A 25,386-nucleotide genomic window follows, 5' to 3' on the forward strand; every position below is an offset into this window, starting at 1 on the left:
GCAGAATTAAAAAAAAGCGTCTTTTTTCGAAATTTATGTGTTTCTTTCTGATTAGTTGGGAACTCGTCACACTGCTGTAGCGCAACAAAACGTCATTTCCCAGATAAATTTATTTATGTCCGACTCTTCCTAAATAAAAAACGAACTCATAAGAGCTCGCTTCAATATTAGGGTTAAAATAAATGATTCAAGGTATTAGGCGTTCGCTTGAGCAGACTCAGCATCAACACCTTCTTCTTTACCTATCTCACCTTCTGTTTTTGCAACAATGGTGTTCACTGCCGTGTCGCCGACAACGTTAGATGATGTACAGAACATATCATTTATACGGTCGACCGCTGCAATGATTGCTAAACCTTCAGGTGGTAAACCTAGTTGGTGAAGCAAAACGCCTACCATTACCACGCCGCCCCCAGGAACGCCGCCAGCACCAATAGATAACAGAAGAATAGTTAAGCCAAGTGTAAAGATGTCTGCGGTGTTAATTGGCTGGCCAAAAGCGTTCGCAACAAACATCGTTGCGAGAGCAATATAGATAGATACACCAGACATATTCATCGTTGCGCCTAGTGGTACACCGAAGCCAGCAACCGATTTAGAGACCTGAAGCTTTTCTGTCAGTGTGCGCATCGTTACCGGGATAGTCGCATTTGAGCTCGCGGTAGATAGAGAGAAAAGAATCTGCTCACGAGTTGCACGTAGGAAAGTCTTTGGAGAAGTTCCTGTCGCAATACTCACTGCCATTGGGTAGAAGAAGAAGATCCAGAACACCAACATCGCAACCACCAAAGCCACGTAACCGGCAACGGACATTAATGTATTGGCGTTTAGCGTTGCACCTAGTTGAATCATTAGTGCGAACACACCATATGGTGCAAGACTCATCACTAATCCAACCAATTTCATCATGATTTCATTTGCCATTTTGAATGTGCGAATAGCTGGGCCACCACGAGAATCCAAAGCTTGAATTGCAAGCCCCGTCAAAATTGCCATAAAGATGATTTGCAGCATGTCGCCGCTAGCAAACGCTTGTACAGGATTGCTAGGAACAATGTTAACAACTAAAGAGAAAATGTCCGGCGTCTCTGTCGTTGTCAGCTGTACAGCCTCAGATACCGTTCCTGCTAGATTAGCGCCCGCTCCTGGCTGGAAGATCAAGCCGACAGTCAAAGCCGCCGTAATCGCAATGATGGTGTTAAGAATGTAAAGGGTAAAAGTTTTTCCACCAAGACGACCAAATGCACTGATATCTTTCAAGTCAACAATGCCGCATACGATTGAAACGTAAACTAAAGGAACAACAAGCAATTTGATCAGTGAGACGAACATGCCGCCAACACCTTCTGCTGCTCCAAGTAGGTATGTATCAAAAATCGCAATACCGCTAAATAAGTACTGAATTGCTGTCCCCAGCACAAGGCCGGCAAACAAGCCTATAAAAATCTTACTAGAAAGCGATTTATCCATTATAAATCTCCGATATGTTGTGTTTACTATTTACATTTTTGTAGTTATATATGCTTACTTTTAAAGCATTAGTCGCAAATCATACACACCGAAGTTACAAAATAAAGTGATAATTTACATTTTTGTTAACGAAATTGTTTTAGAAAAAATGACTATATTTACATTCCTATGCAGAACAAACATTCACACAGCGAATGATTATAATCACTTATAGCCCTTTCCGTTAATAAACACGCAGCGAGATGAGAGAAAATCTCCTATAGGAAAATAATTAACCAATAGGAAAAAATATGAAGGGGATCAAATTTTCATTTATCGATATACAACGAAGTTCGATGCAGTCATTTATGTTTAAAACAAAAAAGCGCCCATCAAAAATGATGGGCACTTTTATATTTAAAAAACAGGGAGTTAAAGTTACTTAGCAACCATTACCATTGCCGGACGAATCACACGACCGTTTAGTTCGTAACCTTTTTGCATAACAAACATAACAGTGTTTGATTCATGATCAGGGCTCTCCTGAATCGACATCGCTTGATGGAACTCTGGATTGAATGCTTCACCTTCAGGGTTGATTGCTTTCAAGCCAAATTTCGCGACAACGTCTACAAACGTTTTATGTGTTAGTTCAACGCCTTCTAGGAACGGCTTCACAGTTTCATTCTCTGTATCTGCCGCTTGAATTGCACGCTCTAGGTTATCAATAACAGGAAGCAGCTCTTCTGCAAACTTGTTCAACGCAAACTTACGTGCTTTATCGATCTCTTGCTCAGTGCGACGACGCATGTTTTCTACTTCAGCTTTAGAACGCAACACCGCATCTTGTTGCTCTTTTACTTTTGCCTCGCTAGACAATAGTGCCGCTTCTAGTTGAGCAATCTTAGCGTCTGTCTCATCACCAAGCTCTTCAAGCTCAGCTTCAACTTCTTGTGCTTCAGCTTCTACTTTTTCAGCCTCTTCGATGATTTGATCAAGCTCTTCTTCTGTAACTTTGTTTTCTTCGTTGCTCATGATATCTCCAGAATTCAACATAATGCCCTTAAAGCCATGCGCGTTTTTGCGGGCTTTAACCACATAAAAATTCGCATATTTAGGTGACTTGCCATTATTATGGGGATGAAGATTCCTGATTCAAGCCTCTTTAATGCGGAAATGCTATGAAAAATCCATGTAACGTGATCGCGATTATCGGAAAACCAAGAGATCAACAAGCAATTCAAACTCATAAAGAGTTGTACCAATGGCTGACCTCTGAGGGCTATAAAGTATTCATTGACGATCGCCTTGCCGCAATACTGGATGATATCCCACAGAGTCAGTTTGCTAGCTTAGTTGAACTAGGAAAAAATGCCGATCTAGCCATTGTGGTTGGTGGCGATGGCAACATGCTAGGTGCAGCAAGAATTTTATCCCGATTTGATGTACCAGTTATAGGCGTGAACCGCGGAAATTTGGGCTTCTTAACTGACTTGAACCCAGACGACTTCCAAGCGTCTCTGCAAGCGGTACTCGACGGTGAGTACATTGAAGAGGAGCGTTTTCTTTTAGAGGCGGAAGTACACCGCCACGGACAAATAAAGAGCCATAACGCTGCGCTAAACGAAGCCGTACTTCACCCAGGGCAAATTGCCCATATGATTGAATTTGAAGTGTATATTGATGAAAGCTTCGCCTTCTCTTTACGGGCCGACGGTTTGATTGTCTCCACTCCGACTGGCTCGACGGCATATTCACTTTCTGGCGGCGGCCCAATTCTTTCTCCTAGCTTGAATGCCATTTCACTCGTGCCAATGTTCCCTCATACATTGTCGAGTCGACCTTTGGTGGTTGATGGAAAACGTCGAATTAAATTGGTGGTATCACCAGAAAACCGTGGAACACAAGAAGTTAGCTGTGATGGACAAGTCTCACTTCCAGTTACCCCTGGCGACGAAATTCACATCTATCAAAGTCCAAATGTACTAAAGCTCATCCATCCAAAAGACTACAGCTACTATCACGTCTTACGGAATAAGCTTGGCTGGTCTAGTAAATTGTTCTAACACTTGTTACTCAGGGCAATAACTTCAATAAAAAAGCCAGCAGCTTAATTGCTACTGGCTTTTGGCTTTCTTAGACAAGAAATAGACACAAAGTAGTGAGGCGACACGATATTTGTCATCATTAAAGAGAAGCTTATAAATTTTGATCCTGTGGGCAAACTTTACACAAAAGATAGAAAAGCAAATTCAATGATCTATGTCCGGTGATATTCTCACCATGAATAGAGTATTAACTCTATTTCATACAATCAATAAAGGACATATTATGAAGAAAACCATCATTCTGTCTGTTCTCAGTACATTAGCACTTATTGGCTGCCAATCAGAGGAAACGCAAGTCAACAGTGTGTCCAATGCAAAAGCGGAAGATATCACTAAGACGAAACGGGCCCTAGCTCAACAATTGAGTGAGAATTATGCTGCCATTGAACCCATGCTGAGAAGAGATATTACTCCGCAACAGACTAACGTGTCTGTATCAGCATTTGTTAAGCAAAACCCTAACTCAGAGTTCAGCCGCCAGCTTGTACAAGCTGACACTCAAATTCGTAGCTGGAAAGGTATTTCTGAATACTCTGATCAGTTGTTAGAAGTTCGCTTGGCAAATGAAGCCATGATAACAGCATGGCAAAGTGGCGAGGTCGAGCCATTATTTGCATTTGAACCAAGTGGTGATGATGAGAATTGGCAATACATCGAAGCATTTGATGTGTATGGCAACATCCATCAACTCGATGTTTACCAGCTCCCTGAGGTACCTGTACTTGTCGTTGATAACAATAGCTCTGCAGAGCTAAAAGCAGGCTTGCAAGCTATGCAAGCTGAGATGAAAAAACTCGGTCAACCAGCTTTAGTTCAACCATATATTGCTGATGAACAACGCCAAAATACACCGCTATTGTCAAGTAGCGCAGTGGGCGAAGCGGCTCCAATTCAAACCACGCAGTTGAAAAAGATCCGTCTAGCCGATGACAAAGAACCTTGGATCTCTGGCAAGGCAGAAATCTACGCTATCGTAACGGGCGTCAATCCAAGTCGTGATGAACCTACTCTCGATTTGGTGGAGCTTCCATACTTAGACTACGATAACCAAGATTACTATCCAAATCAGATCATTATTCACTGGTCTCGTTACCGCTGGGGTGCGGCAGACATTGTGCTCATGGAGCAAGATGACGGCACAGACTATAAACAATTGGCAAAACTCCTTGTTCAAGTTGCCGAAGAAGTATTGAAAGCGATTCCAGATCCAGAAGTTCAGGCTTACGCGATTATTCCGCAAATCACGAACAAGATCATCGACACTATCCCCGATGGTGTACTCACGAATGATGATGACTTCGTCGACGTTTACTACACTCTAATGCAAGACACTTCATACGTGGATCACCCAGGTGCAGGTGTGAATGCAGTCGTCACACTAGAACCACTAACGATTAACCCAACTCGTCCGTAACCTGTTCAATTTTAATGAGTCGTTGTAATCACATCGGCTCATTTTTCCCACTTCATCACAAAAAAACAGCCTACAAAGAAAATTTTCCTTACCTGACTTTACTGTATAAAGAAACAGTATATACTGTTCTCTTATACAGTATTGTTCAGTTATACAGGTAAATAAAATGCTGGCTCATCTAAGTGTTAATAATTTTGCGATTGTTAAGTCTTTACAACTCGAGCTTTCTAAGGGCATGACCACCATTACAGGTGAAACAGGCGCGGGTAAATCCATTGCTATCGATGCTTTAGGGCTCTGCTTAGGCGGACGAGCCGATGCCGGCATGGTGCGACAAGGTGAAGAGAAAACCGAAGTTAGCGCCGCTTTTTTATTGGACAACAACTTACATGCAACACGTTGGTTAGAAGATAACGATCTGCTAGATGGCAGTGAGTGTATTTTGCGTCGTATTATCACAAAAGAAGGCCGCTCAAGAGCCTTCATTAATGGCAGCCCTGTTCCACTATCACAACTCAAATCTCTAGGGCAACTACTTATCAATATCCATGGGCAGCACGCTCATCATCAATTGATGAAAAGTGAGCACCAAATGGCCATGCTCGACCAATATGCTGGGCATTTAAACCTACTAAAAAGCACACGAAGTGCTTACCAGCATTGGCGTCAGGCGGATAATAACCTCAAGCAGCTAAAAGAAAATAGCCAGCAAAACCAGGCGCAAAAACAGTTGCTTGAATACCAAATCAAAGAACTGAATGAGTTATCGCTAGGTGAAGAAGAATTTGCAGAGCTCGAGCAAGAGCATAAACGACTATCCAACAGTGGTGAACTCGCCACTACCTGTCAGCAAGCCATCGAACTTATTTACGAAGGTGAAGAAGTCAATGCGCTTGGTATTTTGCAATCGGCCAATCACTCCCTAATTCAATTAGCCGAATTAGATGAAAAGCTATCTGAGCTACCTAACATGCTGTCAGAAGCGATGATTCAACTTGAAGAAACGAAGAATGAATTACGCAGCTACTTAGATGGCATCGATGTTGATCCAGCTCGTATGGCTTATGTAGAAGAACGTTTTTCTAAAGTGATGTCTGTAGCTCGTAAACACCACGTAATGCCAGAAGAACTCTACCAGCATCATCAAGATCTTCTGGCCCAAGTAGAAGCGTTAGATTGCTCCGATGAACGTTTAGATGAACTTGCTCAAGAAGTAGAACACAAGTACCAAAGCTTTCTAACACAAGCAGAAAAACTGCACAAATCACGCAGCCGTTACGCAAAAGAACTGAACAAACTGATCACACAAAGCATGCACGAATTGAGCATGGAGAAAGCAGTATTCAGTATCGAAGTTAGCAATGACAACACGCACCCATCGCCGCTTGGCATGGACAGCGTGTGCTTCTTAGTATCGACCAACCCGGGACAACCATTGCAACCTATAGCAAAAGTTGCGTCAGGCGGTGAGCTATCACGTATCTCTCTAGCTATCCAAGTGATCACCGCTCAGAAAGTAGATACACCAAGTTTAATCTTCGATGAAGTGGACGTAGGTATTAGTGGCCCAACAGCTGCCGTAGTGGGCAAAATGCTACGCAAGCTTGGCGAATCTACTCAAGTATTGTGTGTCACTCACCTCCCTCAAGTTGCCGGATGCGGCCATCAACAAATGTTTGTAGCTAAGCAAACCAAAGCAGGCCAAACCGAAACCCAAATGCACGCATTAGATGAACAACAACGTGTGGCAGAATTAGCTCGCTTACTTGGGGGTAGTCAAATAACCGACTCAACGTTGGCAAACGCAAAAGAACTGCTTATCGCCGCTTAATAAATCGACAAGGGATGAGAAATGGATATCAGAGCAATACACAAAACCAACTGCTTAGATCTCATCCCTATTTTTATTGAGTTAGAACATTACTACTTCAAAGAAAAAGCTTCATCAAAACACGATCTGGTCCATTATCTAAAGAACCAAGTTTTCTCTGAACATTCTGGCGTTCATATCATTGCGGTTTACGATAATGATGACGTCGTAGGCTTTGCATCTTATACCATCATGTTCCCTGCCCCAAAACTCTCAGGGCAGATGTACTTAAAAGATCTGTTCGTATCTTCGAAGGTTCGAGGAAAAGGGGTTGGTCTCAAGTTAATGAAGTATCTGGCATCTTTGGCGATCAAGTGTAGATGCCAAAGGTTGGACTGGACAGCTGAAAGTAGTAACCCTACCGCAGGTCAGTTTTACCGCTCAATTGGTGCAACACTAATTCATGAAAAAGAGTATTATCGTTTTTCAGGTGATGCATTACGCGAATTCGCCAAAACCGACTAACGAGTCACTAGGCTTTGCTCACCGCTGAAAGCGTCCATCACCCTACTTCCGATTGAAATTTGCTCTTCGTCACCTAACTAATACGTCATGTGGTGACATTTACCGCCTAATATCGGTGAATAAATGCAACTCAACTCAAAATTCGTTGTCAGATTGTCTACCATACGACGCATAGCTTTTTACATCTGCGTCGAGCTTGTTTATTATCAGCGCAGTATTTTAAAGGTTACTAAGAAATTATTATGCAATTAAAGAAGTGGTTAGTTGCCGTACCATTAGCAATGACATTGCTGACAGGATGTTCGGTATTGGAAAGACTGGTTTATCGTATTGATATCAACCAAGGCAACTATGTAGAACAAAGTGCGGTTGATAAATTAAAGTTTGGGATGACTAAAGCACAGGTTCGCTTCGTATTAGGGTCGCCAATGCTTATTGAAAACGGCTATCCAAACACTTGGTATTACATCTATCATCATACTCCTGGCCATGGCGAACCAGTACAGAAAGATCTGATTGTAAACTTTAATGACCAAGGCACACTCGCAGACATCAGTGGTGACTTTCCAAAAAGTGACGCATTTTACGAGCAAATTCAGTAAACTGACTTTTGCAAAAAAACCTCCCGTTTGGGAGGTTTTTTATTATATAGAAATCACGTTAGTCAAACTTTGAGTAACTCACATGAGCTATTGGGTTTATATTAATCCTGCTTATTTTTACGTACAGTACTAGGCTTGCCACCGGTGACTGGGTCTGCACTTCCCTCGGCTTTAGCCTGCTCCGCCCTTTTACGGCGAATCTCTTTCGGATCGGCGAGTAACGGACGATAAATCTCTATTCGGTCTCGATCTCGAACGGTCGCATCCAACTTCACGTTACGACTAAACACACCCACTTTGTTCTTGGACAAATCAATTTCAGGGTACAACTCCAATACACCGGATTGTCGAATGATCTCTTCTACCGTTGCGTGATTATTTACCACTAAGTTAAATACACGCTGTTCATGAGGAAGAGCATAGACAACCTCAACGTGAATCATATCTGACTCAATACTCATAACACTCGTAGACCTGTTTTGCGCGTTTAGTAAATGCATTTACCATATTACTGGTAAGCTCGTTAAAAATCTTACCGAAGGCCATCTCAATCATTTTACTTGAGAATTCAAACTCAAGCTTTAGTTCAACCTTGCAAGCTTGCTCATCTAGCGCGGTAAAAATCCAACCACCACGCAACGTCTTAAACGGGCCATCCACCAAGTTCATCATAATTGCCTGACCGGGGATCAACTCATTTGAAGTCGTAAACGTTTTGCTGATTCCAGCCTTCGCCACATCGACAGAAGCCACCATACCATTCCCCGAAGACTCAATGATTCTAGAGCCCGAGCAACCAGGCAGAAATTCAGGGTATTTAGCAACATCATTAACCAGATTGAACATCTGTTCGGCGCTAAAAGACACAAGCGCAGAACGGCTGACTTGCTTCATACATACTCCTATCGATACATGTACAGATTTAAAGCTACTCGCCAATTTTACTTTTATTCCACGATTGCGCAAATAAAAGGATTTCCTATCCGATATCCAACCCGTATAATGACGCTATTATGGCAAAGAAAAAAACGAAACAAAAAGCGGGTAGCAATACTATCGCGCTGAATAAAAAAGCTCGCCACGAGTATTTCATCGATGATGAAATCGAAGCTGGCTTGGAGCTCCAAGGTTGGGAAGTGAAAGCCCTTCGCCAAGGTAAAGCCAATATTTCTGAAAGTTACGTATTTATGCGTGACGGTGAAGCCTTTGTGAGTGGCATGACAATCACTCCTTTAAATCAGGCATCGACACACGTTGTGGCGAATCCTACACGTGTGCGTAAACTACTAATGAGTCGTCGTGAGCTGGATAATCTATTCGGACGTGTAAACCGTGAAGGTATGACATTAACGGCCCTCTCACTGTACTGGTCTCGCTCTTGGGTGAAACTAAAAATTGGCGTAGCAAAAGGTAAAAAGCTGCACGATAAACGTACGGATCTAAAAGAAAAAGACTGGGCAAGAGAAAAAGCACGCGTAATGAAGAGCGCGCTGCGTTAATCTTGACCACTTAAACGCATAGTACTGGACAGCCAATGCTTTTCTGTTACTATGCGAATATTACCTGGGGCTGATTTAGGATTCGACGGGAATTCAGAAGTCTGAGGTGCATGCCGAGGTGCGGTAGGCCTCGTTAACAAACCGCAAAAAAATAGTCGCAAACGACGAAAACTACGCACTAGCAGCTTAATAACCTGCTAAGAGCTCTCTCGCCCTAGCTTCCGCACGTAAGACGGGGATCAACGAGGGATCAAACCCAAACGCGCTAGCCCGGATTCTCCCGCCTGAGAGATGAACGGCGAATTTTAATTCAGGCTAGTCATTCATTAGCGTGTCGGTTCGCAGGTGGATGGCGAAATTAAAGATCGACTAAGCATGTAGTACCAATGATGAACGGTTTTCGGACGCGGGTTCAACTCCCGCCAGCTCCACCAAACGTTTGGAAAAGGCCACCTTCGGGTGGCCTTTTTTGTATCAACTAAAATAGTCTCTTTTTTCAAACATTCATGCTTTCTGAAATCTTACTACATGGATTACCGCATACCTTTGGCCCATGTAGGTTTACAAACTCGTTGAGTATTAATCAGTAAACAAGAAGTTCATAAGTACTAATCAAAAAGGCAGAGAGCATGGTACTAAAAGCCCTGTAACTTAAAAGTCTTCTGCTTACCTATCCTTTCTAAGAGATAACTAGATCTAAGTCTAAAGTCTATACTCATCTCCCTCGATGAATTGATTGATGTATTCATTGTTAGTCCCTACTCGCTTGTTTCATTACAACTCTATAGATGTAATGACTACAAACAGTAGTTACAAAAAATAATGTAACTCTAATCACAAAGTAACCTTAGATATTGAACAGAAACACAACATATATAGATTTTTAAATTTCAAAATGAAAATATTGTTGTGAAAAATTAAGTTGCTGGAATTATTACAGTCATATTAGTGAGCATTGTAATGAATTTTGAAGAAAGTAAATTGAATGACGAACACGTTAATCAATACACACCGCAAATCAATGGTGTGTTAACAAAGAAAGGAAAACCCCTTAGTAGCCTGAAGGTTAGCCTTAGTATTGGTTTAAGCACGTCAGGGAAATCAATAGACTTATCAACATTCACAGACAGTACTGGTCGCTTTGAGTTTTCTCCAGTCTATGAAAATAAAAACATCATAAGCACTCCTCTTATTGAACACTATGTAACTATTGTTTTAGTCGCAGAACTCAGCAATGATGAAAGTACTATTATTTGGGAAGGAAGCTTTGATGGTTATAAAATAGAGGATTACGTAAAAAATAACATGGCTAACCTTGCTTGTGACACTGAGAACCCTCTTAAGTACTTTGCTTTTTCAATTGATGATGAAGAAAACGATGACTACTACGTAAACAGCCAATGTAATTTATTTGGTTATATAGACTCTGACTTGTATGGAAATTAAACAATGCACTCATGATACAACTCCAGTTCCTATGTCTCCTCTTTGGCCATTTATTTACGGAGGATATTGAGTATCGGTTAGAAGGAGGTTCTGGTATCGACTTCCACGCTCATGGACTAGGAAAAAATCTATTCCGGGTTATGTCAATACCGCTACAAGTAATGAGTGGTCGGCACTACAACGCAAATCTCAAACTTACCTAGAACGCAACGTATTTCTTGACTTCAACAATAGATATAATGCTCGAATGACTGATGGTTGGGTAAGTAAAATAGTCTCTTCAATTTTGACCTTACTAAGAATTTCAGGTCTGGGTCATATAATACAACAAATAGCAACCGTAGGCCTTACTGCTTGGGATCAACTAGCTAAAGCGATGGCGTACATTTCAAAACTAAAAAACGAGTATACAGAACACGTCCGCGGTATTTTAGGTCACATGAATGTAATGTCAGGTAGCGCAGCGATCGACCTATCGAGTATTACTTATAGAGTGATAAAACTTTGTTTTTCGAGACTAGTAAGAAGGTTAGACAGTCATGTTAGAAATGCTCTAAATATAGTAGCGTGACAGTAAAAGACACTAACAATTATTCTAAAAACCGCTCAATTATCCTCAACTAGATTGAGTTCAGAAAAAGCGAAGCTATTTAGGCTTCGCTTTTTATTAGGGCTTAGAGTTGTTAACAATATTAAAATCTATATTCCACACCTAGTGATGCTTGGTTAAAGTCTGTTTCCGTGTTTGCACCGTTCGCGACATTCTCCGCATTGAGTTCTACGTCGTACCACATATATTCTGCGTTAACTAAGAAGTTATCAGTAACTTTAAAACCCACACCGGCACCAGCGAATACACCTTCATCATCTTTGTTGCCTTGGAAGCCCGCAACGTTGTAATCCGTCGAGTACCACATTTGACCGCCTTTTGCGTAAAGGTCGACACGATCAGCAATGGGAGCGGTAACTTTTAGAGCTGCTGTATAGCCGTCCGTTTCGGCATTTGCTAGGTTATTACCATAGCTACCGAAATCAATGTAACCACCTTCCAACGCTAAGTAAGGATTAAAACGGTAACCAACTAAACCTTGAATAACATCGCTGTCATCATCAAAGTCATCTTGTCCATCAACTTTTAAGTAACCGTAGTTGGCGCCAACATATACACCATGATCGTTGGAGTCCGCAGCATGTGATAAAGTACTAAACGTTGCTAAAGAAAAAAGGCTAATCAAAGTAACAACATTGCTTTTCATTTCGTTCTCCTAATATAAGTTCCATTGAAGGTTCGAATAGTAAATAGCAAATGCAATGCCAACTTTAAATTAATGAAAAATATATTTAATTTTATAGAATACTGACAATCCTCTAAAGAACGCCGAACAAAAACAGAAAAAAAGATCTGTCTGTTTACTTTATATAAACAATACTAAATTGAGGTTAATCGATGATGTGAAAAAGATTCTTGTTAATTTGTAGATTTTTCAAAGAAATTAAATAAACATCTAAAATACTCTTGTAGATTAATCAGTCAAAAAACGCTTAGCTAGTTTTTATAAGAAAGGAAGCTAATCACACATACGTTGCATCTTACTTTGCTTCAAGCCGTGAATACTCTACTCTTTGCCTAAGCAGAGTTTAATGGAACTGAAGTATGTTAAAAGGCAGTGAATATCCTTCTATTCGAGCATTAAGGACGTTTGTCGCGGTCTCTAATTACCTCAGTTTCTCTAAAGCAGCGGATGCACTATGTATTACGCAAAGCGCAGTAAGCAAACAAATCGCATCGCTGGAGCAATTGGTGGGTTTACCTTTAATACAAAGAGGGGCGAGTGGTATTGAGTTAACCGAAGAAGGCAAGCGTTATCTGCCGCAAGTCACAGAAGCTTTGGAGCTTATTCAGCATGCAACTGCCAACTTAATCCAGTCAGATTCAAAGCAAGAATTACTCACCGTGGACGTAACCCCTTCTTTTGCCAGTCTTTGGTTGATACCTAATATTGATGACTTCCACCAGCAACATCCTAACATCCGAGTAAGAGTCTGTACCGGGGATGGGAACGTCAAAGATTCGAGCAACGAAAGTGACTTACATATTCGCTGCCTTCCATTATCCACACATTATGAATACAGCCACTTACTGTGCGAAGAAACATTGTTATTAGTCGGTTGCACAAATGCTCCTGCAATTGAGAGTGTGCACGCTGTTAGTAATTATCCGTTTATACCTCAAATCACTCGCCCTCAGCTATGGGAGCAATTTAAAGCTGTCTACACTGTAGAATCTCCCGTTACCTATCAACCTGTAGGCGTCGAACATTTTTACCTAGCTTGCGAAGCTGTCAGAATGGGAAAAGGGCTCGCCTTGCTTCCCGATTTTATGGCGCAGTATTCGATTTTAAGAGGGGACATTCAGCATGTTCTCAACCTTTCTTTACAGAGCGGTTATGGTTATTACGTGATGATCCCAAATTATCGCCTTTCGGCTAAAAAAGTAGCGGTGTTTCACGAATGGCTGAAGAGCAAGCTAAGTTAATGTTGTTTCTTTAAGCTCGTTTAGGTAAACCAAAACAACTCAAAGACTTCGGTATCTGTCTGCTCAAATTTATGGCATTCTCATCCATACTATTTAAAAAGGATAAATGGATAGTAGGATATGGACAGCAACACGCCAAGACTCTCTTTACGCACCATTGAGCCGACCGATTACCCAGAGCTCGCGGAATTAATGGACCTTGTTTTTCCTGATGTTGGTGGCTCATGGCCACGCCTGACCATCATGGATCTTATTCATCAGTTTCCTGATGGACAAATCTGTATTGAGGATAACGGAAAAATTGTCGGCGCAGCGCTAACAATCAAAGTGGACTACAACCGATTTTCACTTCCTCACCTGTACACCGACATCATCACCGAGAACAACGTCATCCAAAACCAAGTGACCGGTGACGCCATGTATGGTCTCGATGTATTTGTCCACCCGGACTATCGAGGGCTACGTTTAGGTCGACGTTTGTATGATGCGCGTAAAGAGCTTTGCCGTAGTAAGAACTTCAAAGCAATTTTAGCCGGTGGTCGCATTCCTAATTACCACCAATACGCAGATGAACTGAGCGTTGCAGAGTACATCGACAAAATAAAACGCCGTGAGCTTCACGATCCTATTTTGTCTTTTCAGCTTGCAAACGACTTCGATGTAAAACGTATTATGCGCGGTTACTTGCCAGAGGATAGTGCTTCTAAAGGCTACGCAACTCTGCTGGAGTGGGATAACTTCTTCTACGAAGAGGATATTCAATCCGTACATGATGTAGAAAAAACGCTGATTCGTATTGGTGTTGTGCAGTGGCAAATGCGCGCCATGAATGACTTAGAGGACTTGCTCGATCAGGCTGAGTTCTTCATTTCTTCTCTTGCGAACTACAAAGCCGATTTCGCCCTATTCCCTGAATTCTTTAACGCGCCGCTGATGGGCTTGCAAAACGACCAAAATTCCGTCGAAGCAATTCGCTTTTTGGCTAGCTTTACAGAAGAGATCAAAAACCGCTTCTCGCAGATGGCAGTCACCTACAACATCAACATTATTGCTGGCAGTATGCCCGTCATCGAAGATGGCAAGTTGTATAATGTGGCCTACTTACTGCAACGAGATGGTGAAATAAACGCTCAATATAAGATTCACATCACGCCCCATGAGCAAAAAGACTGGGTGATCGACGGTGGTGACAATGTTCAGGTGTTCGAAACCGATGCAGGCAAAGTCGGCATACTGATTTGTTATGACAGCGAGTTCCCAGAGTTGGGAAGAATGCTCGCCGAGCAAGGCGCACAAATTGTGTTCGTTCCTTTCTGGACAGACACAAAAAATGGCTACCAACGAGTACGAATCTGTTCCCAATCACGAGCCATCGAAAACGAATGCTACGTTGCAATTGGGGGCAGTGTCGGCAACTTACCTCGTGTTGATAATGTCGATATCCAGTACGCACAATCTGCCGTATTCTCACCGTCGGATATCTATTTCCCACACGATGCGACCTTGACAGAAGCAAGCGCCAACACCGAAATGATAATCTTCGCTGATGTTGATTTGACTAAGTTGAAACAGCTTAATACTGAAGGCTCTGTCACCAACTTACGTCATCGCCGCCTTGATTTGTATGGTGCATTCACCAAAGCCAAAGAGTCATAAGGATCTCCCTAATTCGCCGCTACCAAAGAGCGTGGCGGCGAGTAAAGCAAGCTGCAGGTTGATTCAGCGCAATTATCAGAGGCATGTCAGTTTTTCTCAACGGTGAGAAACAAGAATTGACCCAATAGGACATTCGGAGTATCACTCCAACTTCGTTCCGCTTTTATTAGGGGAAAGCTTTTGGAACATATTAACGAACTTCTCATGTCAATGAAGCCTTTGCTTGAGCAATATGGCTACGTTGCGCTGATTGTCAGTATATTTCTAGAAGGGATAGGTATCCCGATGCCTGGTCAATCACTGATGATCGCGGCATCTTTGCTCTCGTCAGAACAAGTCATGAACCTAAGTATGGTAATGATGGTATCGTGGCTGAGTTGCTTTTTTGGTAATACCTGTGGCTACTTAATCGGTTATTACTTTGAGGGGTGGTTAGATAAAAAAGGCTACATTTCCGGCCCGAAGATGCAAACGCTTCAATTAACTATCCAGAAATACGGCCCTACGTGCTTGGTCGTCAGCCGCTTTATTGAAGGAATGAAGCAATTTATGCCTCTTGCATGCGGTATCGCGAAAATGCCACGTAGAGAGTTTTTGCTCGGTAACGCCCTCGCGGCGACGGTTTGGGTATTGGTATTCAGCTTGTTAACTCACTTTGCATTTGAGCATTTAAGCGTGTTGAGCAACCTGTACACCGAATACAAATATCTGGTATGGGCATTTGCTGCTGTCTTATTTACGTGGATGGTTTTAGGTATTGTTAAACGCAAAAAAGCCAAATCAATGCAATAACAACAGTCTCTTCATTAGCGCATAACTAAAGCTCGTGGTATCAGTGAGATACGCAACACGAGCTTTTATCTTTTTCTTTACGTGTAAAATTTAAACAGCCATTTAGACGTCTAGACGTTGACAATGTAGAAATGTGATATTAGTCTGCTCTTCTCTCTTATCATTAACATTGTCGTTTACATGTCCGGTTCCCAACAAACTACTAAAACAGTTGCACCGTCTGCGGTCGCACTGATCCCATTAATTGTATTCCTTGCGCTATTTATTGGCGTAGGCACTTACTTATCTTTGCAAGGCGTGGAATTTGCCTTCTACCAGCTGCCTGCACCCATCGCGGTATTACCAGCCATCATCATTGCGTTTCTTTTAAGTAAAGAGAAACTTAACCGCTCAATCGAACACTTCATGCGTGGTGTTGGCCACCCAGACATAATCGCAATGTGTATGATCTATCTGCTTGCAGGTGCCTTTGCTGCGGTAGCAAAAGCCTCTGGCGGTGTTGATGCAACAGTAAACCTTGGTTTATCCGCTATTCCAACCAGCATGATTTTACCAGGCATTTTTCTGATTTCTGCTTTTATCGCAACAGCAATGGGGACTTCGATGGGTACCATCGCAGCCGTTGCCCCCGTAGCGTTGGGTATTGCTGAATCAGCAGGAATGAGCTTACCGTTAACCGCAGGCGTTGTACTGAGCGGCGCTATGTTTGGTGATAACCTTTCTATCATCTCTGACACCACCATCGCGGCGACACGCTCTCAAGGTTGTGAGATGAAAGACAAGTTTAAAGAGAACATTCGTATTGCTTTACCTGCGGCGTTGATCGCGATTGTAGTGTTCGCTTTCAACAGTACCGCGACTCAAGTGCCTGCAACTGGCGATATTGAGTGGCTAAAAGTCTTGCCGTACATCACTATTTTGATCCTAGCGGTATCTGGTGTGAATGTGTTTGTGGTTCTGTCGATTGGCATTCTTTTGGCTGGCGGCGTGAGCTTGGCATCGATTGACAATTACGGACTGACTAATCTAGCCCAAGACGTTTACAAAGGCTTTGGTAACATGCAAGAGATCTTCTTGTTATCCATGCTGATTGGTGGTTTGAGTGAACTGATGCGTCGCCAAGGTGGTCTTGCTTTTCTAACAAATTTCGTTAGTAGCCTTATCCACGCGTTTGGCTCTAGTCACTCTAAGCATGCGAACAGTCGTGCAAGCGAGCTAGGTATTGCAGGTTTGGTATCAATGGTCAATGGCTGTACGGCAAACAACACCGTAGCCATCATTGTATCGGGCAGCGTTGCTCGCCAACTGGCGGAAGAGAATAATGTCTCTCCTCGCCGCTCAGCAAGCTTGTTAGACATTTTCTCATGCGTGGTGCAAGGCGTGTTGCCTTACGGTGCTCAAGTACTGCTGCTAGGTTCCGTGTTCAACCTCTCGCCACTTGAAGTAGTTGCCAATTCTTACTACTGTTTTGCATTAGCGATAGCGGCTGTTGTCGCGGTGTTTATCAAACATCCCGCTCGTCAACCTGTAGCGCAAACTGAGAACTAACGACAAATACCGAAAAGGCTCCGATGGAGCCTTTTTACTTTCCTTTCTTCTTTTTTTTCTTTTCCGCGAGCAGATTTACTTCAAAGCTGAACGCAAACTTTGCGCACTGTGTAAAGGAATCGCAAAGCGATGCGCCACATCGCGTAGAGCTTCTACCTGAGCCGCGTTACTGATTGCTAATTCGCCTGCCACATCGACGTGGTTATTCTCAAACCCCACTCTCACATCGAATCCAAGTAACATCGCACTCGCTAAACAGTCTTGCTCTCGCGCGCCAAAAGCACAAATGGCACATCGAATTTCTTCCTCGACAAAACGCGCCAAATTCAAACCTCGTAAATCCCATGGCGAAGACTGTTGAGCTTGGTGATAACGCCCTAAGACCACTAATGCATGCTGATGCGTTTTAGGTAACACGCCCGCATCACGCAGTTGGAAATAACGTTCAATGTCGGTTGCATCGTAGAGAATAATTTGGCTCACGATGTTGTGTTCTGCCACCCAATGGAAAAAGGCATGCCCTTCTTTCTCACTTGCGCGATCAGGGATTAACTCCCTCAATGCGAAAGAAGCCGCTTCTGGTTTCACAGCTTTAACTAACGCCATCTGTTGTGGCGGAGAATACAAGCCCACCGCCTCTGTGGTGAGCTGTACCATCATGTTTTGTCCCACCGCTTCTTTCACGACATGGTAAATTGCCATGTTGTCGTCGATGTCTAATGAATGACGTCCGTTGGCGTCTCTAGCATGCAAATGGATCATGGCAGCCCCTGCCGTTTGACAAGCGATAGCCTCTGCAACCAGTTCGTCTGTTGTCATGGGTAAGCTGGCGTGATCGTACTTAGTTTTTCTTGCACCGTTTGGGGCCACGATAATAGCGATAGGCTCTCGTATAGATCGATTTTCTAATTCCATTCCTTCGCTACCTCTTTTAGCGTTAATGAGAGTTTGCCAACTAGCTCATCAATATGGTGAGGCTGAATAATGAATGGCGGTGCAAGCAAGATATGGTGCCCATTAACGCCATCAATCGTTCCTCCCATTGGGTAGCACATTAAGCCATTTTCCATTGCTTGCTGTTTGATGCGTTTGTCTGCCAATGTGGCTTTACTCAGAGGCGCCTTGCTTTCTTTATCCGCCACCAGCTCAATGCCAAAAAATAAGCCTTTACCACGAATGTCGCCAATGTACGGTAAATGGGCCAATTCAGAAGTAAGCTCATTACGCAGCAAAGCACTTTGCTGATTCACCGCCGTTAATAAATCATCTTGGAAGATGGTTTGAATGGTTGCCACGGCAGCAGCGCACGCCACAGGGTGCGCCATAAAGGTATGGCCATGTTGGAAAAAACCGCTTCCACCGGCAATAGCTTGGTAGACTCGATCATTCGCAACCACCGCGCCAATAGGTTGATAACCCGCACCAAGCCCTTTAGCCATACACACCAGATCGGGGTCTGCCTCTTCTTGCTCAAACGCAAAAAAACTACCACTGCGTCCAACGCCACACATGACTTCATCCAAGATCAATAACACATCGTATTGGTCGCATATTTCGCGAATACGCTTGAAATAACCTTGCGTTGCAGGCACAGCTCCAGCGGTGGCTCCCACAATGGGCTCGGCGACAAAAGCCATGACATTATCAGCCCCCAACTCAAGAATTTTTGCCTCTAGCTCATTCGCCGCTCGCAATGAGTAATCCAATTCCGACTCATGACTCTGCTGATAACGATAAGCATAGCAAGGGGCGATATGATGGCTCGGGTGTAAGATGGGTTTGAACGGTTCACGTCGCCATTCATTACCTCCGACAGCCAAAGCCCCCAAGGTATTGCCGTGATAACTTTGCTGACGCGCGATGAATTGCTTTTTCTCTGGCTTACCTGATTCCACGAAATACTGCCGCGCCATTTTTAGTGCCGACTCCACCGCTTCTGATCCGCCACTGACTAAATACACATGGTTGAACTGTTCAGGCATGTGCTGACAAACCAATTCTGCTAGGCGCTCACTGTTATCACTAGTAAAAAATCCAGTATGAGCAAACGGCACTCGCTCGATCTGTTCCAACATCGCTTTTTTAACGGCTTGATGACTGTGGCCAAGGTTTGATACCGCAGCCCCACCACAAGCATCGAGATACTGCTTTCCATGCTTATCGAATAGATAAACACCTTCACCTCTATCGATGATTGGCAGCGTGGCATGGCAGTGTCGGTGAAATACGTAAGACATTTGAGTCCCTTCCAATGTGTAATACATGCACACATCATCAGGAACAAACCCAAACGTGACAAGAGAATAAATCTCACCCTCTATGAGCTTTTGGAATACCACAAACCAAAAACACCAAAACCCTTGATATTTAAACAATAAAATAAAAATAGGCCAGCTTTTTTAAAGACTGGCCTATGGGTAACCCAAAGCTAAAAAAAGAATCGTTTTACGCGTTTAGTGCCTGTTCTAAATCGGCTAGAATATCGTCAATATGTTCAATACCCACCGATAAACGAATCATCTCTGGAGACACACCAGCTTGTTTTTGTTCTGCTTCGCTCAATTGACGATGAGTCGTCGATGCAGGATGGCAAGCCAATGATTTTGCATCGCCAATGTTCACCAAACGCTTAAAGATTTTCAAAGCATCATAAAAACGCACACCAGCGTCATAACCATCTTTTAAACCAAACGACAAAATCGCAGAAGGCTTACCTTTCATGTATTTTTCGGCGAGATGAAAGTGTTCAGAACTTGGTAATCCGGCATAACTTACCCAACTGACTTTGTCATTCTGTTCCAAGAATTCAGCCACTTTGAGTGTGTTCTCGGTATGGCGCTCCATGCGCAGCGGTAACGTTTCTAGCCCTTGCATAAGCATAAATGCATTCATCGGTGATAATGCGGCTCCGGTATTACGCAGTGGTACGGTACGCGCACGCCCGATAAATGCCGCCTCACCAAACGCTTCGGTATACACCACGCCGTGGTAAGAAGGTTCTGGTTGGTTGAAAACAGGAAAGCGGTCTTTGTACTGCGCCCAAGGGAATTTACCTGAATCCACAATCACGCCACCTAATGTGGTGCCATGCCCACCAACGTATTTAGTGAGAGAGTGAACTACGATATCCGCACCAAATTCGATGGGTTTGCAAAGCACTGGCGTCGCAACAGTGTTATCCACAATCACAGGTACGCCTTGTGCATGAGCAAGCTCCGCCACACGTTCTAAATCGATGATATTGCCCGCAGGGTTCCCAATGCTCTCGCAGTACACCGCTTTGGTATTTTCATCAATTAATTCGGCCAAACTTTCTGGCTTGTCATCTTTAGCAAACTTCACCTGAATACCTTGATTTGGGAGCATGTGCGCAAACAAGGTATAAGTACCGCCATAAAGTTGCGGCGTAGAAACGATGTTATCGCCCGCTTGCGCTAACGTCAGAATCGCATAGTTAATCGCTGCACTCCCCGCACTCACGACCAATCCAGCAATGCCGCCTTCTAACGCTGCCATGCGTTTTTCCAGCACGTCATTAGTCGGATTCATGATGCGAGTGTAGATATTCCCCGGCACTTCCAAGTTAAACAGATCAGCACCATGCTGCGCGTTATCAAACTCGTACGCGACCGTTTGATAAATCGGTGTCGCGACAGATTTGGTGGTCGGGTCAGTTTCGTAACCAAAATGGATAGATAGCGTTTCGTCTTTCATGTTCTTCCCTGTCTTTCATCACTCAAATAGCGGCAAGCAAAGCACTTACCTTGCTTAAAACTTATATTGCCCAATTTTTCAACAAATAACGTAGGGATGAATCACAGAGATAAAACGCTAATTCAACTGTCCAAGTAACCAGTGACGAAACGTTTCTGTCGCATTCGTACGTGTGTTCATGATCAAGTAATACCCTGCATTGGCAGGAATCGGTTTGAATGGAGAAACCAAACGCTCTGTCGTCAATTCATCCTCAATCAGTGCCATTCGTGCCATCGCAATCCCAACGCCTGCTTCGGCTGCAGACATCGCCATATCCGTTCGATTAAAAAAGTGTCCGATATCGGTTTTAAAATCCAACCCCATCGCTGACGCCCAATATAGCCACTCATAGTCACGCGTCGCTTTTTCCCATGGCATCGCATCGTGTAGTAGCGTCGCCTCTTGCCATTGCTTCACTGGCATTGAGGTTTTTTGTTCACCAAACAACGTTTTTAGCCAGCCATGATCCTCAAGGTATTTTGGACTCATCACCGGCAGCAGATGCTCATCCAAAATCAGCTCCGCGTTAGCATTTCTATAAGGATGAAGACCATAGTCAATTGCGACGTCATAGTCTTTTATCTCACTATTTACCAGCGCACCTTCCGCAAAGATTTGTACTTGGATATCCGGATTATCATGATGGAAGCTTTCGAGCTTTGGGACTAACCATTTGAAAGCAAAAGAAGGCGTCAACTTCAAACGAATTTCATTGGTTTGTTTTTCTACTTTGAGCTCATCAAGCAATTTGCTCAGTTCCGAAAAGTGAAACTGCGTCGCTTGGTGTAACTGAGTGCCTTTTACGGTTAAACGAGTACCGCGAGAGTGGCGTTCAAATAAAGTAAAACCTAATAACGCTTCCAAATGAATAATTTGTTGGCTTATGGCACCAGTGGTGAGGTGTAAATGTCTTGCAGCACCAGTAAAGCTGTTGTACTCCGCGACTTGGCTAAATAGACACAAGCCACTTATCAGATTACTTTTCATCCTTGAGCCTATAGTTTTTCTAAACGCTGTGTGTAATTTATATCGATTGTTAACAAAAGGTAAAGAAAAGAAACTGAGCACTCTGATAAATGTGTGGAGTGCATCAATGGAAGTCATCGTATTAGGCAGCGGCGTTATCGGCTTAACCTCTGCTTGGTATTTATCTCAAGCAGGCTATCAAGTTACCGTCATTGACCGCCAACCAAGCAGTGCCATGGAAACGAGCTTCGCCAATGCCGGGCAGATCTCATATGGCTATTCTTCGCCTTGGGCTGCGCCTGGTGTTCCTGTTAAAGCCATTAAGTGGTTAATGGAGGAGCATGCTCCACTTAAAATCAAACCCACTCTGAATGCCGACATGATCCGCTGGGCGAGTAAAATGGTCGCGAACTGCACCCTACCTCGCTATCAAGTTAACAAGGCTCGCATGCTTTCGATCGCTAACCACAGCCGTATTTGCTTAGAACAGTTACGCCAAGAACACGCCATTAAGTATCAAGGACGTCAGTTTGGGACCTTGCAAGTATTCCGAACACATCAACAGCTGCAAGCTATTGAAAAGGACATGCAGCTCCTTGAACAAAGCGGAACCCGATTTAAGCTAATGGACGTCGAACAATGTATTGAACAAGAGCCAGGGCTTGCACTTGTGAAAGACAAACTGGTTGGTGGCTTGCATCTACCTGATGACGAAACGGGCGATTGCCATCAATTTTGCCAACAACTAACGGAGCTTGCTAAGGCACACGGTGTCCGATTTGAGTTCGATACTGAAGTAAGCAATTGGGTTACAGTAGGTAAAAAGATCATAGGTGTCCAAACGAACCGAGGACAATTTAAAGCAGACCAATATGTGGTGGCCTCTGGCAGCTACTCTACAGCGCTACTCAAGCAACTCGATATTGATATTCCGGTCTACCCTGTCAAAGGCTATTCACTCACCATCCCGATGGAAGATGAACACTTCTCTCCTCGATCTACTGTGATGGATGAAACCTATAAAGTCGCTATGACTCGATTTGATGACCGAATTCGCGTAGCTGGCACCGCAGAATTAGCAGGGTTTGATGCTTCCCTTCCACAAAAGCGCAAAAACACCATCGAAATGGTCATCCGTGATCTTTTTCCTCGTTGTGGTGACTTCAGCCAAGCTGAGTTTTGGAGCGGCTTTAGGCCAATGACGCCTGATGGCACACCAATTATCGGCGCGACTAAATACGATAACCTTTTTACTAACACCGGACACGGAACTCTGGGTTGGACGATGGCTTGTGGTTCAGGTCAATTGCTAGCAAGCGTAATGAAAGGTGAAAAAACAAAAGTGATGGATAATGCGGAGCTTAACCTTTGTCGTTACGCCTGAGGACATGACTGAACAAAAAACAGGCAGACACTTGCTCCACAAAATGCATAACCACTGGCATTTTTAACTCATCAAAATCGCAGCACATTTAAATGACAATGTGCTGCATAATTAATCATCAAGCAAATCTTCTACCTAAAAGGAGCAAATAAGCAACAAGAACCAAATTTTAACAACTACTCTCCATTCTGTGTTCATCATCACGCTACAAAGGATTTGTAGCTAAAAAAGTTAACAATTGCATTACATAAAGGGTAATGTATTGTGTGAAAAACAACCACAAACACAACTAACAGGGAAAATACTCATGCAGTCATTAGTTGATTTTCTGAATGGAATTATTTGGAGCCCGGTACTGATCTATTTGTGCCTTGGCGCAGGTTTGTTCTATTCAATCATGACGCGTTTTGTACAAATTCGTCACTTCTTTGAGATGTGGCGCTTATTACTTTCAGGGAAGAGTTCAACAAAAGGGATATCATCATTTCAGGCACTTGCCGTTTCACTGTCTGGCCGTGTAGGTACAGGTAACATTGCTGGTGTTGCTGCTGCTATCGGTTTCGGTGGCCCAGGCGCCGTATTCTGGATGTGGGTCGTAGCCTTCTTTGGCGCTGCAACCGCATACGCAGAATCAACACTTGCACAAATTTATAAAGAAGAAGACGAAGGCGAGTTCCGTGGTGGCCCTGCTTACTATATTGAGAAAGCAATGGGACAAAAATGGTACGCTTGGATCTTTGCTATCGCGACCATCTTTGCTTGTGGTGTTCTACTTCCTGGCGTTCAATCGAACAGTATCGGTAACGCAGTAGAAGCCGCATTTGGCTCAGGTGACATGATTGAAACCGCTATTGGTACCTTCAGTTTTGCTAAAATTTTCACTGGTACGGTTGTTTGTGTCATTTTGGCTTTCATCATTTTTGGTGGCGTAAAGCGTATCGCGAACTTTACCCAAGTCGTTGTGCCATTTATGGCGTTAGCTTACATCATTACTGCGTTTGTCATCATCCTTCTAAACATTGGTGAGGTTCCACGCATTTTCGGCATGATCATTGGTGACGCATTCACACCAATGGCAGGCGTTGGTGCAGCAATCGGCTGGGGTGTAAAACGTGGTGTCTACTCCAACGAAGCAGGTCAAGGTACTGGTCCTCACGCAGCAGCAGCAGCGAGTGTTGATCACCCAGCTCAGCAAGGTCTTGTTCAATCTTTCTCTATTTACATCGATACACTACTTGTGTGTTCAGCAACCGCGTTCATGATTCTTATCACTGGCGCGTACAACGTAAATGGTGCGATTGAAGGTACATTCCTGGTTCAAAACCTACCAGCGGATATTGGTGCAAATGGCCCTGTGTTTACACAGATGGCGATCGAAAGCGCACTACCTGGCGTGGGTAAACCATTCATCGCAATCGCTCTATTCTTCTTCGCGTTTACGACCATTCTGGCTTACTACTACATTGCAGAAACGAACATTGCTTACATTCGTCGTACGTTCAAAGTAAATGGACTGATGTTTATTCTGAAAGTCATCATTATTTCATCCGTGTTCTACGGAACCGTGAAAACCGCCAACTTAGCATGGGCGATGGGTGATGTAGGTGTAGGACTGATGGCGTGGCTAAACATCATCGGTATTTTGATCATCTTCTTTATGTCGAAGCCTGCACTCAAAGCATTGAACGACTACGAAGAGCAACAAAAACGTGGTGTGACCGATTTTACATTTAACCCTGTTGCACTGGGCATTAAAGGCGCAGATTACTGGGAAGATAAGTACCGACGTAAAACAGGTAAAGCACCAACGGCAGACAGCAATAGCGCAGAAACTGTTGAGCAACCATCAACATAGCGTTATCACATAAATAAGAAAAAGCAGTGGTCCGATTAAG

22 protein-coding genes and 1 other RNA gene are annotated in these 25,386 nt (G+C 43.5%); 14 read left to right on the forward strand and 9 right to left on the reverse strand.

What is annotated here, in order from left to right; translation table 11 throughout:
- Window positions 1–195: 195 nt before the first annotated feature.
- On the reverse strand, window positions 196–1,470 hold the full coding sequence (locus J4N40_RS13245) for a dicarboxylate/amino acid:cation symporter (protein WP_250654280.1): 1,275 nt from the start codon (window positions 1,468–1,470) through the stop codon (window positions 196–198).
- A gap of 417 nt (window positions 1,471–1,887) precedes the next feature.
- Window positions 1,888–2,484, reverse strand: a complete 597-nt coding sequence (gene grpE / locus J4N40_RS13250; protein ID WP_021034134.1) for a nucleotide exchange factor GrpE — start codon at window positions 2,482–2,484, stop codon at window positions 1,888–1,890.
- Between the two features lie 146 nt (window positions 2,485–2,630).
- On the opposite strand from grpE, the gene nadK reads away from it, so the two are divergent.
- The 5 genes from nadK (at window position 2,631) to bamE (ending at window position 7,908) form a co-directional block, all read left to right on the forward strand.
- The gene (gene nadK / locus J4N40_RS13255; protein WP_005381631.1) at window positions 2,631–3,515 is read left to right on the forward strand and encodes an NAD(+) kinase; all 885 of its coding nucleotides are present in this window, start codon (window positions 2,631–2,633) and stop codon (window positions 3,513–3,515) included.
- Between the two features lie 265 nt (window positions 3,516–3,780).
- The gene (locus tag J4N40_RS13260) at window positions 3,781–4,971 is read left to right on the forward strand and encodes a DUF3103 domain-containing protein (protein WP_005383752.1); all 1,191 of its coding nucleotides are present in this window, start codon (window positions 3,781–3,783) and stop codon (window positions 4,969–4,971) included.
- A gap of 166 nt (window positions 4,972–5,137) precedes the next feature.
- Window positions 5,138–6,802 carry a DNA repair protein RecN gene (gene recN / locus J4N40_RS13265; protein WP_005383750.1) on the forward strand — a complete coding sequence of 555 codons (1,665 nt, stop codon included), beginning with the start codon at window positions 5,138–5,140 and terminating at the stop codon, window positions 6,800–6,802.
- Between the two features lie 21 nt (window positions 6,803–6,823).
- Window positions 6,824–7,306, forward strand: a complete 483-nt coding sequence (locus tag J4N40_RS13270; protein ID WP_086046555.1) for a GNAT family N-acetyltransferase — start codon at window positions 6,824–6,826, stop codon at window positions 7,304–7,306.
- A gap of 242 nt (window positions 7,307–7,548) precedes the next feature.
- Window positions 7,549–7,908, forward strand: a complete 360-nt coding sequence (gene bamE, locus J4N40_RS13275) for an outer membrane protein assembly factor BamE (RefSeq protein ID WP_017820585.1) — start codon at window positions 7,549–7,551, stop codon at window positions 7,906–7,908.
- Window positions 7,909–8,009: 101 nt separating this feature from the next.
- Here the strand turns inward: bamE and J4N40_RS13280 are convergent, their stop codons facing one another.
- Window positions 8,010–8,369 carry an RnfH family protein gene (locus J4N40_RS13280; RefSeq protein ID WP_064376794.1) on the reverse strand — a complete coding sequence of 120 codons (360 nt, stop codon included), beginning with the start codon at window positions 8,367–8,369 and terminating at the stop codon, window positions 8,010–8,012.
- Window positions 8,359–8,802 carry an SRPBCC family protein gene (locus J4N40_RS13285; protein ID WP_005381641.1) on the reverse strand — a complete coding sequence of 148 codons (444 nt, stop codon included), beginning with the start codon at window positions 8,800–8,802 and terminating at the stop codon, window positions 8,359–8,361. The genes J4N40_RS13280 and J4N40_RS13285 overlap by 11 nt, the downstream gene beginning before the upstream one ends.
- A gap of 119 nt (window positions 8,803–8,921) precedes the next feature.
- On the opposite strand from J4N40_RS13285, the gene smpB reads away from it, so the two are divergent.
- From smpB to J4N40_RS13300, 3 genes are all read left to right on the forward strand, one after another.
- Window positions 8,922–9,407 (forward strand): SsrA-binding protein SmpB, encoded by a 486-nt coding sequence (smpB, locus tag J4N40_RS13290; RefSeq protein ID WP_005381642.1) that lies wholly within the window; start codon window positions 8,922–8,924, stop codon window positions 9,405–9,407.
- Window positions 9,408–9,473: 66 nt separating this feature from the next.
- Window positions 9,474–9,841: a transfer-messenger RNA gene (gene ssrA / locus J4N40_RS13295) on the forward strand.
- A 526-nt stretch (window positions 9,842–10,367) separates the two neighbouring features.
- On the forward strand, window positions 10,368–10,853 hold the full coding sequence (locus J4N40_RS13300) for a DUF6795 domain-containing protein (RefSeq protein ID WP_064377308.1): 486 nt from the start codon (window positions 10,368–10,370) through the stop codon (window positions 10,851–10,853).
- Between the two features lie 692 nt (window positions 10,854–11,545).
- Here J4N40_RS13300 and J4N40_RS13305 read toward each other — a convergent pair.
- Window positions 11,546–12,109 carry a porin family protein gene (locus tag J4N40_RS13305; protein ID WP_005381668.1) on the reverse strand — a complete coding sequence of 188 codons (564 nt, stop codon included), beginning with the start codon at window positions 12,107–12,109 and terminating at the stop codon, window positions 11,546–11,548.
- 398 nt (window positions 12,110–12,507) lie between these two features.
- Here J4N40_RS13305 and J4N40_RS13310 point away from each other — a divergent pair, with 398 nt between their 5' ends.
- The 4 genes from J4N40_RS13310 to J4N40_RS13325 all read left to right on the forward strand — a co-directional run bounded on the left by J4N40_RS13310 (window position 12,508) and on the right by J4N40_RS13325 (window position 17,385).
- Complete coding sequence (locus J4N40_RS13310) at window positions 12,508–13,389, forward strand: LysR family transcriptional regulator (RefSeq protein ID WP_085569924.1); 882 nt, start codon at window positions 12,508–12,510, stop codon at window positions 13,387–13,389.
- Window positions 13,390–13,509: 120 nt separating this feature from the next.
- The gene (locus tag J4N40_RS13315; protein ID WP_104978836.1) at window positions 13,510–15,045 is read left to right on the forward strand and encodes a bifunctional GNAT family N-acetyltransferase/carbon-nitrogen hydrolase family protein; all 1,536 of its coding nucleotides are present in this window, start codon (window positions 13,510–13,512) and stop codon (window positions 15,043–15,045) included.
- Between the two features lie 204 nt (window positions 15,046–15,249).
- Window positions 15,250–15,837 (forward strand): DedA family protein, encoded by a 588-nt coding sequence (locus J4N40_RS13320; protein WP_005383738.1) that lies wholly within the window; start codon window positions 15,250–15,252, stop codon window positions 15,835–15,837.
- Window positions 15,838–16,017: 180 nt separating this feature from the next.
- Window positions 16,018–17,385: a Na+/H+ antiporter NhaC family protein gene (locus J4N40_RS13325; RefSeq protein WP_115385756.1), complete on the forward strand. Its 1,368-nt coding sequence runs from the start codon at window positions 16,018–16,020 to the stop codon at window positions 17,383–17,385.
- A 75-nt stretch (window positions 17,386–17,460) separates the two neighbouring features.
- Here J4N40_RS13325 and J4N40_RS13330 read toward each other — a convergent pair whose 3' ends face one another.
- The 4 genes from J4N40_RS13330 to J4N40_RS13345 form a co-directional block, all read right to left on the reverse strand.
- Window positions 17,461–18,300: a beta-keto acid cleavage family enzyme gene (locus J4N40_RS13330; RefSeq protein ID WP_250654281.1), complete on the reverse strand. Its 840-nt coding sequence runs from the start codon at window positions 18,298–18,300 to the stop codon at window positions 17,461–17,463.
- Window positions 18,291–19,622 carry an aspartate aminotransferase family protein gene (locus J4N40_RS13335; protein WP_054575103.1) on the reverse strand — a complete coding sequence of 444 codons (1,332 nt, stop codon included), beginning with the start codon at window positions 19,620–19,622 and terminating at the stop codon, window positions 18,291–18,293. The genes J4N40_RS13330 and J4N40_RS13335 overlap by 10 nt, the downstream gene beginning before the upstream one ends.
- A 208-nt stretch (window positions 19,623–19,830) precedes the next feature.
- Complete coding sequence (locus tag J4N40_RS13340) at window positions 19,831–21,099, reverse strand: O-acetylhomoserine aminocarboxypropyltransferase/cysteine synthase family protein (RefSeq protein WP_115385754.1); 1,269 nt, start codon at window positions 21,097–21,099, stop codon at window positions 19,831–19,833.
- A 117-nt stretch (window positions 21,100–21,216) separates the two neighbouring features.
- Window positions 21,217–22,128, reverse strand: a complete 912-nt coding sequence (locus J4N40_RS13345) for a LysR substrate-binding domain-containing protein (protein ID WP_104978830.1) — start codon at window positions 22,126–22,128, stop codon at window positions 21,217–21,219.
- A gap of 106 nt (window positions 22,129–22,234) precedes the next feature.
- Between J4N40_RS13345 and J4N40_RS13350 the strand changes: the two genes are divergently transcribed.
- Together J4N40_RS13350 and J4N40_RS13355 are read left to right on the forward strand one after the other, a co-directional pair.
- Entirely contained in the window at window positions 22,235–23,491 is a 1,257-nt protein-coding gene (locus J4N40_RS13350; protein WP_115385753.1) for a D-amino acid dehydrogenase, read from the forward strand.
- A 307-nt stretch (window positions 23,492–23,798) separates the two neighbouring features.
- The gene (locus tag J4N40_RS13355) at window positions 23,799–25,346 is read left to right on the forward strand and encodes an alanine/glycine:cation symporter family protein (RefSeq protein WP_005381681.1); all 1,548 of its coding nucleotides are present in this window, start codon (window positions 23,799–23,801) and stop codon (window positions 25,344–25,346) included.
- Window positions 25,347–25,386: the final 40 nt, after the last annotated feature.

It is taken from the genome of Vibrio sp. SCSIO 43097, from assembly GCF_023650755.1.
Lineage (GTDB): Bacteria > Pseudomonadota > Gammaproteobacteria > Enterobacterales > Vibrionaceae > Vibrio > Vibrio alginolyticus.

What these genes read in the sequence shown, in the direction of transcription:
- J4N40_RS13245 (WP_250654280.1), bottom strand. Translation starts at nt 1,470, where the DNA reads ATGGATAAATCGCTTTCTAGTAAGATTTTTATAGGCTTGTTTGCCGGC.
- grpE (WP_021034134.1), bottom strand. Translation starts at nt 2,484, where the DNA reads ATGAGCAACGAAGAAAACAAAGTTACAGAAGAAGAGCTTGATCAAATC.
- nadK (WP_005381631.1), top strand. Translation starts at nt 2,631, where the DNA reads ATGAAAAATCCATGTAACGTGATCGCGATTATCGGAAAACCAAGAGAT.
- J4N40_RS13260 (WP_005383752.1), top strand. Translation starts at nt 3,781, where the DNA reads ATGAAGAAAACCATCATTCTGTCTGTTCTCAGTACATTAGCACTTATT.
- recN (WP_005383750.1), top strand. Translation starts at nt 5,138, where the DNA reads ATGCTGGCTCATCTAAGTGTTAATAATTTTGCGATTGTTAAGTCTTTA.
- J4N40_RS13270 (WP_086046555.1), top strand. Translation starts at nt 6,824, where the DNA reads ATGGATATCAGAGCAATACACAAAACCAACTGCTTAGATCTCATCCCT.
- bamE (WP_017820585.1), top strand. Translation starts at nt 7,549, where the DNA reads ATGCAATTAAAGAAGTGGTTAGTTGCCGTACCATTAGCAATGACATTG.
- J4N40_RS13280 (WP_064376794.1), bottom strand. Translation starts at nt 8,369, where the DNA reads ATGAGTATTGAGTCAGATATGATTCACGTTGAGGTTGTCTATGCTCTT.
- J4N40_RS13285 (WP_005381641.1), bottom strand. Translation starts at nt 8,802, where the DNA reads ATGAAGCAAGTCAGCCGTTCTGCGCTTGTGTCTTTTAGCGCCGAACAG.
- smpB (WP_005381642.1), top strand. Translation starts at nt 8,922, where the DNA reads ATGGCAAAGAAAAAAACGAAACAAAAAGCGGGTAGCAATACTATCGCG.
- J4N40_RS13300 (WP_064377308.1), top strand. Translation starts at nt 10,368, where the DNA reads ATGAATTTTGAAGAAAGTAAATTGAATGACGAACACGTTAATCAATAC.
- J4N40_RS13305 (WP_005381668.1), bottom strand. Translation starts at nt 12,109, where the DNA reads ATGAAAAGCAATGTTGTTACTTTGATTAGCCTTTTTTCTTTAGCAACG.
- J4N40_RS13310 (WP_085569924.1), top strand. Translation starts at nt 12,508, where the DNA reads ATGTTAAAAGGCAGTGAATATCCTTCTATTCGAGCATTAAGGACGTTT.
- J4N40_RS13315 (WP_104978836.1), top strand. Translation starts at nt 13,510, where the DNA reads ATGGACAGCAACACGCCAAGACTCTCTTTACGCACCATTGAGCCGACC.
- J4N40_RS13320 (WP_005383738.1), top strand. Translation starts at nt 15,250, where the DNA reads ATGTCAATGAAGCCTTTGCTTGAGCAATATGGCTACGTTGCGCTGATT.
- J4N40_RS13325 (WP_115385756.1), top strand. Translation starts at nt 16,018, where the DNA reads ATGTCCGGTTCCCAACAAACTACTAAAACAGTTGCACCGTCTGCGGTC.
- J4N40_RS13330 (WP_250654281.1), bottom strand. Translation starts at nt 18,300, where the DNA reads ATGGAATTAGAAAATCGATCTATACGAGAGCCTATCGCTATTATCGTG.
- J4N40_RS13335 (WP_054575103.1), bottom strand. Translation starts at nt 19,622, where the DNA reads ATGTCTTACGTATTTCACCGACACTGCCATGCCACGCTGCCAATCATC.
- J4N40_RS13340 (WP_115385754.1), bottom strand. Translation starts at nt 21,099, where the DNA reads ATGAAAGACGAAACGCTATCTATCCATTTTGGTTACGAAACTGACCCG.
- J4N40_RS13345 (WP_104978830.1), bottom strand. Translation starts at nt 22,128, where the DNA reads ATGAAAAGTAATCTGATAAGTGGCTTGTGTCTATTTAGCCAAGTCGCG.
- J4N40_RS13350 (WP_115385753.1), top strand. Translation starts at nt 22,235, where the DNA reads ATGGAAGTCATCGTATTAGGCAGCGGCGTTATCGGCTTAACCTCTGCT.
- J4N40_RS13355 (WP_005381681.1), top strand. Translation starts at nt 23,799, where the DNA reads ATGCAGTCATTAGTTGATTTTCTGAATGGAATTATTTGGAGCCCGGTA.